Here is a 14,786-nt window from a genome sequence, read left to right as displayed (position 1 = left end):
ACCCGCCGCCGTCGTGCGTTAACCCGCCGCAGTACCCCTAGAGGTTCTCCACCAGGGAAACATCACGCACTGCGCCCTTGTCCGCGGAGAGCGCCATGGCGGCGTAGGCCCGAAGAGCCGGGGAAACCTGGCGGTCACGGTTCTTGGGCTTGAAACCGCCGTTGACCAGGAGCTTCTCGCGGCGCTCAGCCAGGATCTCGTCGGAGACCTGCAACTGGAGCGAGCGCTGCGTGATGTCGATGCTGATGATGTCGCCGTTCTCCACCAGGGCAATGTCGCCGCCGGAAGCAGCTTCCGGGGAGATGTGCCCGATCGACAGTCCGGAGGTGCCGCCGGAGAAGCGGCCATCGGTGATGAGGGCGCACTTCTTGCCCAGGCCGCGGCCTTTGAGGAACGAGGTCGGGTAGAGCATTTCCTGCATGCCCGGACCGCCGCGGGGGCCTTCGTAGCGGATGACCACCACGTCGCCTTCCTTCACGGTCTTGTTCAGGATCAATTCCACGGCCTCGTCCTGCGACTCGCACACGATCGCCGGGCCTTCGAACTTCCAGATGGACTCGTCCACGCCTGCGGTCTTCACCACGGCACCGTCCACGGCGATGTTGCCGCGGAGCACGGCCAGGCCGCCGTCCTTGGAGTAGGCGTGCTCCACCGAGCGGATGCAGCCACCCTCGGCGTCGACGTCCAGGGAGGTCCATTCGTTCGACTGCGAGAACGCCGTGGAGGAACGGACGCCACCGGGGGCAGCGTGCCACAGGGCCTTGGCTTCCTCGGTCGCCTTGCCGCCGCGGATGTCCCAGTCGTCCAGCCAGCCGTCCAGGTCGTTGGAGTGGACGGAGTGGACGTCCTTGTGGAGGAGCCCTCCGCGGTTGAGCTCACCCAGCAGCGCGGGGATGCCGCCGGCGCGGTGCACGTCCTCCATGTAGTAGGTCTTGTCCTTGGCAACGTTCGGGGCCACCTTGGCCAGGCACGGAACCTGGCGGGACTTGGCGTCCATCTCGGCCAGGCCATAGTCCACGCCTGCTTCCTGGGCAGCGGCCAGCAGGTGCAGGATGGTGTTCGTGGAACCGCCCATGGAGATGTCCAGGGCCATGGCGTTGTCGAAGGCCTTGGCGGTGGCGATGGAGCGGGGCAGGACCGACTCGTCGTCGCCGTCGTAGTAGCGCTTGACGAGGTCGACGACGGTCGCGCCCGCCTTCTCATACAGCGCCTTGCGGGCGGTGTGGGTCGCGAGGACCGACCCATTGCCCGGGAGGGACAGGCCGATGGCCTCGGTGAGGCAGTTCATGGAGTTGGCGGTGAACATGCCCGAGCAGGAACCACAGGTGGGGCAGGCGTTCTCTTCGATGAGGTTGATGTCTTCATCGGAGATGGATTCGTCCACGGCATCGGCAATGGCGTTCACCAGGTCCAGGGAGCGTACGGAACCATCGGTCAGGGTCACGCGTCCGGCCTCCATGGGTCCGCCCGAGACGAAGACTACCGGGATGTTCAGGCGCAGCGCGGCCATGAGCATGCCGGGGGTGATTTTGTCGCAGTTGGAGATGCAGACCAGGGCATCAGCGCAGTGTGCGTTGACCATGTACTCCACTGAGTCGGCGATCAGGTCGCGGGAGGGCAGGGAGTAAAGCATGCCGGAGTGGCCCATGGCGATGCCGTCGTCCACGGCAATCGTGTTGAACTCACGCGGGACGGCGCCTGCTGCGAGGATCGCATCGGAAACGATCCGGCCCACGGGGGCAAGGTGGGTATGGCCGGGCACGAACTCCGTGAAGGAGTTGGCGACGGCAATGATCGGCTTGCCGATATCCGAGTTGGCGACGCCGGACGCGCGCAGCAGTGCGCGGGCGCCGGCCATGTTGCGGCCGTGGGTGACAGTTTTAGAGCGTAATGCAGGCATGAGTACCATCCTGCTGTGTTTGTCAGCTTCGCAGAAGACGGCCCTGATACTAGTAGTAGGAGTACCAGAGTAATAGTATTTGTGGGTGCATGATTCGGAGAGACGCAAGGAGCTGGGCCTATTCCTGAGGGCCCGCCGGGATCAGGCACTCCGCACCGAATACGGCCTTCCGCCGATTTCCCGCAAACGCGAGCGTGGACTCCGGCGCGAGGAAGTCGCCTTCCTCTCCGGTTTGAGCGTCACCTGGTACACCTGGCTTGAGCAAGGCCGAGACATCAGCCCGTCCCGGCAGGTGCTGGAAGCCATCGCACGGGCGTTGCACTTATCCGATACCGGGCTGGCCTACGTGTTGTCCCTCGGTGGCTATGCTTCCTCGGTTTCCACCGCGCCCGTGGCCGGAAGCGCTCCCCCGCACGTCCAGCGCCTCCTGGATGCGTTGGACCCAAACCCGTCCTATGCCCTCTCCCCCGATTGGGGCGTGGCGGGGTGGAACAAGGCGTACGAGGCGCTGTATCCGAACATCGCCACGGTTCCTGCGGGTGACCGGAACCTGTTGTGGCTGGTCTTCACCGACCCGTACGTCCGCGACCTGCTCCCGGACTGGGACGTCACCAGCCGGCGCTTCCTTGCCGAGTTCCGGGCCGAGACCGGCCAACGCCTGGGAGACCCCGACGTGAAATTCCAGGTGGAACGCCTCAAGGAAGCCAGCCCGGAATTCCAGGAAAGCTGGGACCAGTACGACATCCTGGGCTTCGAATCCCGCGAGCGCCTCTTTCATCACCCCGCCGTCGGCGTCCTTCACCTGGAGCACCACCAGGTTTCGCCGTCGGACAGGCCGGACCTGCATCTGGTGGTTTACACGCCAGCGCCGGGGAGCGGGGCGGAGGAACAGATCGCGCGGCTGATGGAGTTGGGCGCGTAGCGTTACGCCTCCGACGGCGGATGGTTGCCTGAGTACCAAGACGCAACCACCCGCCGTCGTGCTGTATGTCCTTTGACGTAGCGCAGGTCACGTTCTATGATTTATGAATCGATTCAAGATGTAACCCTCCTCACGTTGATGTGCGGGGAAAAGCTCTTGTTCCTTGCCAATGACGGACAAAGGAGACTCACGAATGAACGTCATGCACCGGAAGGACGTCCAGCCCACCGCAGGGACTGCACCCCACCACAACGGCCCCGGCCGGAAAGATCCCAAAAAAGCCGCGATGAGCGGGTGGATCGGAAGCGCACTGGAGTATTACGACTTCGCGCTGTACTCGCTGGCAGCAACGTTGCTGTTCCCCACGATCTTCTTCCCTGCGGACAACCCGACCGTTGGCATCATTGCCTCCCTGGCCACCTACGCGGTGGGTTACGTCTCCCGGCCCCTGGGCGCCGTGGTGCTTGGCGCCTACGGTGACAAGCATGGCCGCAAGCAGGTCCTTGTGGTTGCGATGCTGCTGATGGGCTTTGCCACGTTTGCCGTGGGCCTGCTGCCCACCTACGGACAGGTAGGCCTCCTGGCTCCGGTCCTGCTGGTGATCCTCCGCCTGATCCAAGGGTTCGCTGTGGCGGGCGAACTTGGCGGAGCCAGCGCGATGATCGTGGAGCACTCCCCCGACGCCCGCCGCGGCTTCTTCGCGAGCTTCAGTCTGCAAGGGACCCAGGTGGGTTCCATCCTGGCAACAGCGGTCCTGATCCCGCTGGCGTCCCTGCTTCCTGACGAGGACTTCCACTCCTGGGGCTGGCGCATTCCGTTCCTGCTCAGCGCCGTGGTGATCATTGCCGGCTACGTCATCCGCCGCCGGGTCCAGGAACCGCCCGCCTATCTTGCGCAGTCCGAGGCTGCCCCGGCCAAGCGCCGCTTCCCGTTCGTCGATCTGCTCCGTACCCACCCATGGGTCCTGGTCCGCTGCATCGCCATGACGTTCACCAACGTCATCGGCATGGCCACGCTCATCTTCGGCGTTTCCTTCGCCACCCAAAAGGGCTACGGCATTGGCTTCTCCAGCAGCGAATTCCTTTGGGTCACCATGGCAGCGAACGTGGCAGCGGTGGTCACCATTCCAGTCTTCGGGGCACTGTCCGACCGCATTGGCCGGCGGACCCTGATGGTGGCCGGCGGCATCGTCGGTGGCCTGCTCACCATGGGCTACCTGTATGCCATCCAGCTGGGCAGCCTGCCGTTGGTGTTTGTGTGCGTGGTGATCGTCCAGGGCATCTTCTTCCAGATGTGGAACGGGACGTTCGCAACGTTCTTCCAGGAGCAGTTCCCCATGCGGATGCGCGTCACTGGCTTTGCAGTTTCCCAAAACATCGGGCTCATGATCGCCTCCTTCTTCCCGAGCCTCTTCACGGCCATCGCTCCGCCGGGCTCGGCGAATATCCCCTTGGTGATCGGCCTGACGACGCTCGGCATTTGCATCGTCTCCGCCGTGGCCACATTGATGTCCCCTGACACGAAAGGCAAGACGCTGGACGAGTTGGAGGCTCGCTAGGGCCTCCAGTCGCCCGGCAATCAGAACGCAAGTGCCGCCGTCGGAAATGAAAGGCCTCAGGACGCTTCTGCCGCGCGTTTCCGCTGCCAGGCGCCACGCAGTTGCTGGCGGAAGGTCACGTGGTTGCGCCGGCTGACAAGGACGACGGCGGCCACGCCGGTCACCAGGACGATCGCACCGCCCGCCGCCACCGACCACCGCGCACCGAACTCCGTGCCGATCCAGCCCATCAGTGGCGCACCGATCGCTGTCCCTCCTTGGAGGATCGCAAGGTAGAGGGCCAGCACGCGTCCGCGGAATTGGGGTTCGACAGAGAGTTGGATGGTGGTGTTGCAGCTGTTGAGGAACGTGATGGACGCCAACCCCACCGGAATCAGGACAACGGCATAAATCCAGAACGACGGCGCCACGCTCGCCAGCAGCGTGAAGGCGCCAAGGAACAGGGCTCCGCCGAGCATGAAGCGGAGGCGGGGTCCGGAACGCCGGGCTGCGAGCAGCGCACCGGCGAGGGTCCCGACCGCCATGATGGAACCAAGGACGCCGAATTCCTCGGGCCCCATGCCGAACTCGGCCGTCGCCATCAGGGAGTTGGTCACCGGGAAGTTCATCCCGAAGGCGCCGAGGAGCCCCACCATGACCATGATGAGGACCAGGTCAGGGCGCTCACGGACATAGCTGAGACCGTCAATGAACTGGTGTTTGCCCCGGGCAACGGGGGTCGACGGCTCGAGTTGGGAGACCTTGACCCGGACAAGGGAGAGGATGACGGCAACGAAGCTCACTGCATTGAGAAGGAAGACCGGCCCCGTACCGATCCAGGCAATGAGCATTCCGGCGATGGCCGGACCCGTGAGCCTCGCACTGTTGAAGGACGCCGAGTTGAGGGCAACGGCATTGGCGATCTTGTCCGGCCCCACAAGTTCGGAAACGAAGGCCTGCCGGGCCGGCGCATCCATGGCGGCAGCGACCCCCAAGGCTGCCGCAGCGATGTACACATGCCACAACTGGGCCACCCCGGTAACCACCAGGAGGCCGACGATCAATCCGCAAATGCCCATGGCCGTTTGCGTCCATAGCAGGATCACGCGTTTCCGGTAGCGGTCGGCAAGGACGCCGGCGTAGGGGCCCAGCAACAACATGGGCAGGAACTGCAGTGCGGTGGTGATACCGACGGCCGTTCCCGAGTGGTTGGTCAGGACAGTCAGGACCAACCAATCCTGGGCCACGCGTTGCATCCACGTGCCGATGTTGGAGACCAGGGCGCCGCCGGCCCACATCCGGTAGTTGCGGTTCTCCAGTGCCTGGAACATGGCGCTCATTTGGCACTCATTTCCTGCATGATGTGCGCGGCGCGGCTGAGTATCTGCCGGTCCTCATCGTTCAAGCCTGCTACGCGCTGCGCCAACCAGGCGGTCCGTTGGCTGCGTGCCTCGGCCAGGACTTCCTGCCCTGCGGGGGTGATGCTGATCTGGACCTGGCGTCCGTCGCCCGGGTGGGCCTGCCGTGAGGCGAAGCCTTGTTCGGTCAGGGCGTTGACAATGCGGGTCATAGAGGGCGCTTGTACGTGCTCACGTTCGGCGAGTTCCCTGAGGGTCTGCGACCCATTGCTGAGGTGGGCGAGCACGGTGTACTGGCCGGGGGTGATGACGTCGCCGGTCGCTTCGATGCGCAGGCGGCGGGACGTGCGCATCACCGCGGTGCGGAGTTCGATGGCGAGGGTGTCGGGCTGAACGGTTGTTTCCGGGTGTGTTGCTGCGTGGGCCGTGGTCACTATGGAGGCGCCTCCTGAGGTTGGCAAAATAGTTAGCAGTGCTAATTAGCTCCGCTAACTATTATGCTCCCTTCCTCAGGAGGCTGTCCATTGAATGTGATGAGGCGGACGCGGGCGGCTCAGGCGGACGCGCTAACCGTTTGCTCCCGGGTAATGAATTCCCCGGCGCCAACGGCCAGGCCTTCCACCACCTTCTGCGCTCCCCGAACCGCGATGGCCACGCTCATCAGCGTCGGATTCATGGCCGTCGCGGTGGGGATCAATGCATTGCCGCCCACCACCAGGTTGTCGTAGCCCCACACGCGGGACCATGGGTCCGCAACGGAGGTGCCGTCGTCGGAATCGCCCATCCGCAAAGTGCCCTGGTAGTGGAGGCTGGAACCATTCGGCATCAACCGGGGTTCGGCCACGAACTCGCCCAAGGCATTGCCTGCACGCCGAAGACGGGCGGTGGCATCTTGGATCTCGGCGTTCTCCCGGTCCGTGAGCGCGTACGTGATTGTCATGTTCGGGAAGCCACGGTAGTCCAGTTCGTTGTCGTCAAACGTGACGCCGTCCTCGAAGCGCGGGTGCTTGCGCAAGCCGTAGCCCATGTTGACGTAGCCCCAGCGGTTCTGAGCGCGGGGTGCATCCGCGGGCATCGGGAACGGGGTCGTCTCCGAGTACATCACCTGGACGGAGAAGGGGTGGTCCGGCTCGGAAAAGGGGATGCGGTTGACGGCTGCCACGGGATCGACCGGGTTCTGCGCGCGACGCGCGAGCTCTGCGTCCAGGTCGGACTCGCTGGCGAAGCGTTCCATCTTCTCTGCGTCGAGGGCCACCGTGGAGATCACCACGGGGTGCTCCGTCAGGTAGTGGCCCAGTGCAGCAGGGCGGATGCCCGAAGCCCACAGCAGCTGCGGCGAACGGAAGGCGTCCGCCGCAACCACCACTACGTCGGCTCCCACGAAAGAGGACGCCCCGGTGCGGAGGTCTTCCACGGTGACGCCAGTGGTACGGTTTCCCGTTGTTTCCACGCGGCGGACCAGCGTCAGGTCGCGGAGTTCGAACCGCTGGGACAACGGCGATGCCGGGTCGATGAGCGGCCCCAGGACGACGTCGGCCCCGGCCCAGCGCATGGACCCGTCCGGCTGCGGGTCACCGGCAACGGGAAGCGTGCCTACGCCGTAGCCTTCCGGCAGCTCACCGGCAAATTCCTCCTCCAGGAGGGACCGGATGGCGGCTCCCACTCCGGAATCGGCAAAGGCTGCGCCCTGGACGTGCAGCAGTTCCTTGGCCTGGCCAATCAGCTTGTCCCACTCGGCATCGTCGATGAACGGAATCTTCTCGCTGAAGGCAGGCGACGGCGTGGCGCAGGTCCAGTGGGCACCTTGGCCGCCGACGTTGGTGGCCGCTGCTGCTGCCGGGAAGGTCTCGGCGTGTGCCGATCCGGTTCCACCGAAGTCCAGGAGATGGGTACCCTGGCGCGCAGTGAACATCCCTTCGGTGACAGTCCCTGCCGGGATGCCGAGGGATTCGCGGTAGGCGCCGGCTTGGGGACCCTGCGACATTTCGCGGGCACGGGCCTTGGCGTCGGCGTCGACGATGTTGCGGACGCTTTCGCCGGGCCGGTCCGTCAGCTGCGGGCCTGCCTCGAACATGATGACCTTGGCGTCCGGGATGCCTTCCACCAGCAAACGGGCGTAGGTGGAGCCAATGGGGCCACTGCCAACTACTGCAATTGTCGGGTTCGGGGAGCGGTGTGACGTCATGGGTTTCTCCTTCGTGGAGGTCAGGCCGAAAGGGGCTCGGCGAGTTCGGAAGCGGCAGTGCGCGGCTCATCAGACAAGCGCCCGTGCGGAAGCAGGAGGGCAGCGATGATGCCGATTGCGTACGTAACGGCCAGGGCGATGAAGATGGGCGTGAACACCTGGCTGTAGATTCCGGCGACGGCGTCCTGGGTGGCCGCCGGTGCTTGATGGACTGCGTGGGGGGTCAGGGACGCCGGGTCGATTCCAGCGGGCAGCAGCCGGGCAACTCCGAACGCGATGCTGCCGCCGATGATGGCCGTGGCAACCGTGGATCCGACCTGGCGCACCAGGTTGATGGATGCCGTGATCGCACCGGTCTGGCTGTCCGGGGCGGCACTCTGGACGACTGCGACGATCAGGCTCATGAAGGAGCCTGTACCCATCCCCACCACGGCCATGACAAGCATGGGCACCCAGAGCGGAAGTCCGGCGGGCAGGCCCGCCATCATGAACAGGCCTGCCGCGCCCATGCACGTCCCGATGATCGGGAAGACGCGGTACCGGCCCGTTCGGCTGGCCAGCCACCCCGTCAACAGGTTGCTCACTAGCATGCCCAGGACTGTTGCTATGGGCACCAGCCCGGAGACGGTTGCGCTGACCTGGTACGCCATCTGGAAGTACGTGGGCAGGTAGGCGGTAATGGAGAAGAGCCCGACGCCGATGATCGCCGAGAGCGCGGTGCCTGCGGCTATGGTGCGGTTGGCAAAGAACCGAAGGGGGACGAGTGGTTCAGGTGCCTGGACCTCGATGATGAAGAATGCCAGCAGCGCCACCGCCGCGGCCACCAGTGCGGCAACAGCCTGGACGCCACCGCTGCGTTCAGCAGCCCACGTGACCCCAAGGACAAGGAACACGAGCCCCACAGTGAACGTGGCGGCACCGGCGACGTCGTAGTGGCGGGGAATCTGTCCGCGTTCCAGCCGCGGAACCGCCGCGAACGCAAACGCCAGGGCAACGAGGCCCACCGGGATATTGATCCAGAAGACCCAGGCCCAGCCCCAATAATCGGTGATGACTCCGCCGAGGACCGGGCCCACCAGGATGGCGATCGGAAATGCGGCGCCGATGATGGCCATGTACCGCGGGCGCTCCCGGGGAGTGGTGACCTTGGCAATGATGGTTTGGGACATGAGCTGCAGCCCGGCCGAGCTCATGCCCTGGACCACCCGCGCAACAATCAACCACGTCATGTCCTGCGCAAATCCGCACGCGAGCGAGGCCAGCAGGAACACGAGCAGGGAGACCAGGAAGACCCGGCGCGGACCCAGCACATCTCCGAGTTTCCCCAGGACCGGCAGCAGGACCGTGCTGGCCAGGGTGTACCCGACCACCACCCAGCCCATGAGTTCCAAGGCTCCGAGTTCGCCGGCGATGGTAGCCAGCGAGGTGGAGACAACGGTGTGGTCAAGTGCCCCCAGGAAGGACACGGTCAGCAGGGAGGCAACAAGGAAGCGAAGTCTTAAGGGTGAAAGTGGCATGGTGTTCTGCCCGAACGATCGGGCCGTCGACGCGACGGGTTGTGCCCCGGCAGCATCCTCACTGCCGGGAACGGATCCACCCAGGGATCCCGACGCCACTTCCATTCTAAATCGGCTTTAGTCGGAAATCAACAAAAGATTGTCCGAATTAGACCCGGATTCGCGCGCGGTTGCGGCTGCGCGCGCGGCGGACGTCAGGACCCACGACGGCGGCCCCTACCGTAGCGGTCAGCTCACCAAGGCCTTCCACCACCATGCGGACCGCATCGCCTTGGGCGAGCGGTGCGGGATCGAGTGTCCCCCGCCTGCCCCACAGCTCGCCAAGGCAGCCACCGTTGCCCACGGTTCCGGACCCGAGGACATCACCGAAAACCACCTTGGAGTTCCTCGACGCGTAGGACACCAGCTCGCCAAAGGTCCAGCCCATATTGGACACAAGGTCCTCCCCCACGAGTTCCCCATTGACGAACACCTCGGCCCTCAGGGCCAGGAATCCGTCGTCATCGGTGAACGGTTCCAACTCGTCAGCTGTCACAATCCAGGGCCCCAGGCTGGTGCCGAAGTCCTTCCCCTTGGCAGGTCCCAGGCGGACCTTCATTTCGCGGGACTGGATATCGCGCGCAGACCAGTCATTCATGATGGTGTACCCGAAAATCGCCCCTGCAGCTTCCGGAGCGGACAGGTTTGAGCCTCCCGGACCACCGATCACAGCGGCGATTTCAAGCTCGAAGTCCAGCCGCTGGGTGACCGGCGGCAGCACAGGCTCACCGGGCCCCAGCACGGTGTGCGGATTGGTGAAGTAGAAGGTGGGGGCCTCATACCATTCCGGCACCACCTCACTCTTTCCATCCACCGAAGCACTGACTCCTTCGACGTGTTCCTCGAAGGCCACGAAGTCCCGGATCGCCGCCGGAACCAACGGCGCGAGCAGCCGGACAGCGCCAAGCGGCCGACCGGCGTCGTGGTTCAACCGTCCATACACCTCACGGGCGCCGGCCAGGCCGCGCGCCAGGACCTCGGCCACCCGCAAGCCGTTCGGGAAGGGCACCGCGGTGTCGCCGATGATGAAACCCTCGCCGACCTCGGCGCCGTCCTGCCACCGTGCGATCTTCATGCCCGGACCCGCTCCCCCATGAGGGCGGCGGCGTTGCCGGAGAGGATCGCCTGCGTTACATCGGCGGGCAGCCCGGCTGCCCTGACCTCTGCAACCGGGTCCTCCGGCCCCATGTCGAACGGGAAGTCGCTGCCCATGAGGACCTGGGACGGTCCTGCGACGTCGACAAGGTGGCGCAGTGCGGAAGGATCGTGGACCACGGTGTCGAACCAGATGCGCCGCAGGTAGCTGGACGGCTCCTCCGCGCAACCGTGGGCTTCCGGACGGACCCGCCAGGCGTGGTTGGACCGGCCGATGGCCGTTGGCAGGTAGCCGCCTCCATGGGCAGCCAGGATTTTCAAGCCGGGGTGGCGGTCCAGCACGCCCGAGAAGATCAGGTGCGACAGTGCTACGGCGTTTTCGGCCGGCTGCCCTACGGTATTGGACAGGTAGTAGCGGTCGAGGCGCTCGTCCAGGCTGCACCCGAAGGGGTGGAGGAACACAACGACGCCAAGCTCCTCCACGCGGCTCCAGAAGGGTTCGAGCCGCTCATCGGACAATTCGACATCGCCGGCGAAGGACGAAATCTCGATACCCGCCAGGCCGCGACCAAGGACGGCATCGTCAACGCATTCGACGATCCGTTCCGGGTGCTGCAACGGCACCAGGCCAAGCCCGGTCAGGCGTTCCGGTGCTTGGGCAACATGCTCGGCCACCAGGCGGTTGGCCTCCGTGGCCGTCCATACGGCAAGGCCTTCTTCAGCCCAGGGGTAGAAATGGTTCGGGGAGGCGCTGACCCACTGGTGGTCGACGCCCTGTGCGTCCATGGCGGCCAGGCGGGCGCGGACATCCGTGAGCTTGGGGAACCGCTCACCGATCATGCGGCCCGAAGCCGCGAGGCTGGCTGGCCCATTCCGGCGCGCCTCGAGGTCGACTGCGGCCTTGAAAGCCTCAGGCGCTCTGCGTTCCACCTCGGCCTGGAGGGAGGGAAGGAGCACGTGGGCGTGGACGTCGATGGTCATGCTGGGACCGCCATCTTCTGCGCGATGCCGAAGAGCAAGCCCGGAGCATCCGCGTCCTTCCTGCCCTCGATCTGCCACTCACCGAGCTGGACGGAAGCATCCACCACGGCCTGAACCCGCGGGATCCTGCGTTCGTGGAAGCTGTCCCACAGCTTGTCGCTGAGCTCGTCCGACCCGATCAGGAGCTCAGCCAGGACCACAGCGTCCTCCAGTGCCTGGGCGGCCCCCTGGGCAATCGTCGGGGGGCAACTGTGCGCGGCATCGCCGATGATGACCACGGGTCCGCGGTTCCATCGGCCTGGTACCAGGTGCTTGGTGAACCACGTGTAGTTGACCTTGGCACCCTGGTTCAGGTCCTCGCGGATGGCATTCCACGGACCGCCGTAGGCCATGGATTCGCCCAGCATGATCCCGGTGGCATCCTGGTCCGAAACCCCGAACCGGTCCTGCGCCTTTTCCACGAGGAACGCGTACATGGTGTCCTCACCGGTGGGCGTATAACCTGCGATGTAGACGGGGCCTCCGTAGTACAGCTCGCTGTGTTCCACTTCCTTGGGCCGGGAAACGAAAGCCCGCCAGATGCCCATGCCGGTGCTCTCCGGGGTGGTATCGATGCCCATGAGGCTCCGGACCGAGGAGTTCACTCCGTCGGCACCGATCAGCAGGTCGTAGGTTCCAGCCGAAGCCTCGTTGACGAAGACCTCAACCGAGTTGTCGTCCTTGACGTCGAAGCCGGTCACCGTGGAACCGAAAGCCACCTTGGCGCCGGCCTTCTCTGCATGCTGCAGCAGGATCCTGGCAAGATCGGGACGATACATGCCCATGCAGGCGGGATAATCCGGGCCACCGGTCTTGACCTCGGGAAGCTGCGCGATGACCGGCGCCTCCGGGCCCGGGGCGCGGAGCGTGAGGCCTTCGAAAGCCATCCCCTTTTCCCGCACGTCCTCCCACACGCCCAACGCGTCAAAGACGCGCAGGGCGTTGCCCTGCAGCGTAATACCCGAACCGAGCGCGCTCAGCTCCGGCTTCGCTTCGAAAACCTCGACGGCAACCCCCGCCTTGGCGAGCTGGATGGCGGTGGCCATGGCAGCCACACCGCTGCCGGCGATGGCCACTTTCTGTACTGCAGTCATGATGACCCCTTGTTTGTCTCGGGTGTATTAAAGGATCGCGACGGGATTGATGGGCGAACCCACCGCACCCGTGATCGGCAACGGCGCCGCCACCAAGAGGAACTCGTAGCGGCCCCCGGCCCGGCATTTGTCAGCCAGCGCGTCCAGGTCCCAGAGTTCACCCACGGTGAGTCCCATGTTGGGGATGACCACTTGGTGGAGCGGCTGGAAGGCCGGTACGTCGAATTCGTTGGGACGCACTTCGAATCCCCAGGTGTCCGTGGCAATGGCGGCGGTTTCCGTGCGGTGCAGCCAGCCCGCCGTCGTGAGCGAAAGTCCGGGCGCCGGGCCTCCAGCGTAATCGCCCCAGCCCTCACGCCGGGCGCGGGTGAGCTGGCCGGTCCGCACCAGGACAATGTCTCCCGGGCCTACCATGCTGGTGGCGCCCTGGGCTTCAATGCAGGCTTCCAGGTCCGCAGTGGTGATCGCGTAGCCGTCCGGGAGCTCTCCCGTTTCGGGGCTCAGGAAACGGCCAAGGTCCAGGAGGACACCCCGCGACACCGGCGCAGCGGCTGCGTGCTCGATGCCGGTGACGAGGTCGCCGTCGCTGGTTACCACGTCCCCCGCACGGCGGCCGTTCCAGGCAGCACCGTGATCGAAGATGTGGCCCAATCCGTCCCACTGCGTTGAGCATTGGAGCGGCATGGTGATGACGTCGTCCGCACCGCCGAGACCGTGCGGGAACCCCTGGGTGCCACGCTCTGCATCCGTTCCCGTGTCCAACATGGTGTGGACTGGATTGGTCCGCCGGCGCCAGCCTTTCTGGGGGCCGTTCATGTCGAAAGGCTGCGAGAGGGAGATGACCTCGCCATCACGAACCAGGGCGGCGGCCTGTTGCCGCTTGGCCGCATCGATGAAGTTCAAGGTTCCCAGGACGTCGACGTCGCCCCAGCGGCCCCAGTTGCGGTAGGCCTTGCCGCGGCGGGCGATCTCGCCGTCGGGGTCGTTGCGGTCCAGGCTGCCGGGCTCGTCCAGCAGGGCAGGACTGTTCAGCAGTTCCGAGTTCCCGAGGTTCATGCCTGCACCTTTCCCGCTGTTTCTTCTGCGACGCACCGGACTGCCTGGGTGCCGAGGCCCTGGATGCTGCCGGTCATGACGTCCCCGTCACGCAGGAGCCGGCCCCAGTGCGCGCCGTTGCCTGCGGGGCTGCCGGTGAGCAGCAGGTCACCTGGCAGGAGCGGCATGTTCTGCGATGCGGCGGAGATGAGCGCGGGGATGTCGAAAAGCAGGTCATCCGTAGTAGCGTCCTGCATGACGTCACCATTGAGTTCCAGCCTCACCTTGAGTTTGGCGGGATCCACGAACGGCGCTGGCACAAGGAACGGGCCAGTTGGAAGGAAGCCGGGGGCGTTCTTTCCGCGGTACCAGTCCGTGCCGATTTCCTTCATGTCGCGTCGGAAGACAAGGTCGCGGGTGGTGATGTCGTTGACGATCGTGTACCCGGCAACGTGGTTCATTGCGTCGTCCTTGGACACCCGGAAGGCTTCGGTTCCAATGACCACAGCGAGTTCGAGTTCCCAGTCATGCTTCCGGCTGTAGGCTGGCAGCACCAGGGGTACGTCGTCGCCCACCACACAGGCGGGGAGGCCAATGAAGAAGTAGGGCTCGCCGTTTGCCTGGCGGTCATCCATCATCTTCCCGGCCCATTCGCGCGCCTCTTCCGGCGAGCGCGGATCGTCTTTTGCCAGCCCGGCCACCACCAGGTCGATGACGTGCGTACGGTAGTTCGCACCCGTCTGCAGGACCTGGCGCGGTTCCACCGGAGCGGTGAGTGTCACGCTGTCCAGGGGAAGCCATGGGCCATCCTGGGCGGCGAGGTCTTCCAGTCGGCTCCAGTCGGGCGAGCCGAGGAAGTCATTGAGCCCGGCAGCCCCAAGCTCCCCCGGGCCGATGGGCCGGATGCGGTCTCCTGCTACGAGTCCGAGCCTGACCGAGTCCCCGTCGCGGTAACGGGCGATCGCACATGGCGCTTCCACTTGTCCTGACGTCGTCGTCAACGTAACTCCCCTCGTGGACCATCCGCGGCCCACTTTCATTTAATGTCGGAAATCGACATAAGTAAATCAATTCGTGGTGATGC

Annotated in this window: 12 protein-coding genes; 2 read left to right on the top strand and 10 right to left on the bottom strand. The window is 65.1% G+C overall.

All coding sequences use genetic code 11. The annotated features are described in order from the left end of the window. Window positions 1-37 precede the first annotated feature (37 nt). Window positions 38-1,900, bottom strand: a complete 1,863-nt coding sequence (ilvD, locus tag ACPFL9_RS03045; RefSeq protein WP_426005770.1) for a dihydroxy-acid dehydratase — start codon at window positions 1,898-1,900, stop codon at window positions 38-40. Window positions 1,901-1,985: 85 nt separating this feature from the next. On the opposite strand from ilvD, the gene ACPFL9_RS03040 reads away from it, so the two are divergent. Then, complete coding sequence (locus ACPFL9_RS03040) at window positions 1,986-2,822, top strand: helix-turn-helix transcriptional regulator (protein WP_426005768.1); 837 nt, start codon at window positions 1,986-1,988, stop codon at window positions 2,820-2,822. Window positions 2,823-3,015: 193 nt separating this feature from the next. After that, window positions 3,016-4,380 carry an MFS transporter gene (locus ACPFL9_RS03035; RefSeq protein WP_426005767.1) on the top strand — a complete coding sequence of 455 codons (1,365 nt, stop codon included), beginning with the start codon at window positions 3,016-3,018 and terminating at the stop codon, window positions 4,378-4,380. Window positions 4,381-4,436: 56 nt separating this feature from the next. Here ACPFL9_RS03035 and ACPFL9_RS03030 read toward each other — a convergent pair whose 3' ends face one another. The 9 genes from ACPFL9_RS03030 to ACPFL9_RS02990 form a co-directional block, all read right to left on the bottom strand. Continuing rightward, entirely contained in the window at window positions 4,437-5,699 is a 1,263-nt protein-coding gene (locus tag ACPFL9_RS03030) for an MFS transporter (protein WP_426005766.1), read from the bottom strand. After that, window positions 5,696-6,070 (bottom strand): MarR family winged helix-turn-helix transcriptional regulator, encoded by a 375-nt coding sequence (locus ACPFL9_RS03025; protein ID WP_426007475.1) that lies wholly within the window; start codon window positions 6,068-6,070, stop codon window positions 5,696-5,698. Before ACPFL9_RS03025 ends, ACPFL9_RS03030 begins: the two co-directional genes overlap by 4 nt. A gap of 200 nt (window positions 6,071-6,270) precedes the next feature. After that, window positions 6,271-7,902 (bottom strand): GMC oxidoreductase, encoded by a 1,632-nt coding sequence (locus tag ACPFL9_RS03020; protein ID WP_426005764.1) that lies wholly within the window; start codon window positions 7,900-7,902, stop codon window positions 6,271-6,273. Window positions 7,903-7,922: 20 nt separating this feature from the next. After that, the gene (locus ACPFL9_RS03015) at window positions 7,923-9,524 is read right to left on the bottom strand and encodes an MFS transporter (protein WP_426005762.1); all 1,602 of its coding nucleotides are present in this window, start codon (window positions 9,522-9,524) and stop codon (window positions 7,923-7,925) included. A 43-nt stretch (window positions 9,525-9,567) separates the two neighbouring features. Continuing rightward, on the bottom strand, window positions 9,568-10,533 hold the full coding sequence (locus ACPFL9_RS03010; RefSeq protein ID WP_426005761.1) for a fumarylacetoacetate hydrolase family protein: 966 nt from the start codon (window positions 10,531-10,533) through the stop codon (window positions 9,568-9,570). Beyond that, window positions 10,530-11,534, bottom strand: coding sequence for an amidohydrolase family protein (locus ACPFL9_RS03005; RefSeq protein ID WP_426005760.1), 1,005 nt, complete (start codon window positions 11,532-11,534; stop codon window positions 10,530-10,532). Before ACPFL9_RS03005 ends, ACPFL9_RS03010 begins: the two co-directional genes overlap by 4 nt. After that, window positions 11,531-12,667, bottom strand: coding sequence for an FAD-dependent monooxygenase (locus ACPFL9_RS03000; RefSeq protein WP_426005759.1), 1,137 nt, complete (start codon window positions 12,665-12,667; stop codon window positions 11,531-11,533). Before ACPFL9_RS03000 ends, ACPFL9_RS03005 begins: the two co-directional genes overlap by 4 nt. A 27-nt stretch (window positions 12,668-12,694) precedes the next feature. Beyond that, window positions 12,695-13,723 (bottom strand): cyclase family protein, encoded by a 1,029-nt coding sequence (locus tag ACPFL9_RS02995; RefSeq protein WP_426005758.1) that lies wholly within the window; start codon window positions 13,721-13,723, stop codon window positions 12,695-12,697. After that, a complete protein-coding gene (locus ACPFL9_RS02990; RefSeq protein ID WP_426005757.1) occupies window positions 13,720-14,703 on the bottom strand; it encodes a fumarylacetoacetate hydrolase family protein in 984 nt (327 codons plus the stop codon). The genes ACPFL9_RS02995 and ACPFL9_RS02990 overlap by 4 nt, the downstream gene beginning before the upstream one ends. Window positions 14,704-14,786 lie beyond the last annotated feature (83 nt).

The sequence above is a fragment of the Paenarthrobacter sp. NyZ202 genome (genome assembly GCF_049860755.1).
In the GTDB taxonomy this organism is placed as follows: Bacteria; Actinomycetota; Actinomycetes; order Actinomycetales; family Micrococcaceae; genus Arthrobacter.
This window is presented reverse-complemented; position numbering and strand designations above follow the sequence as displayed.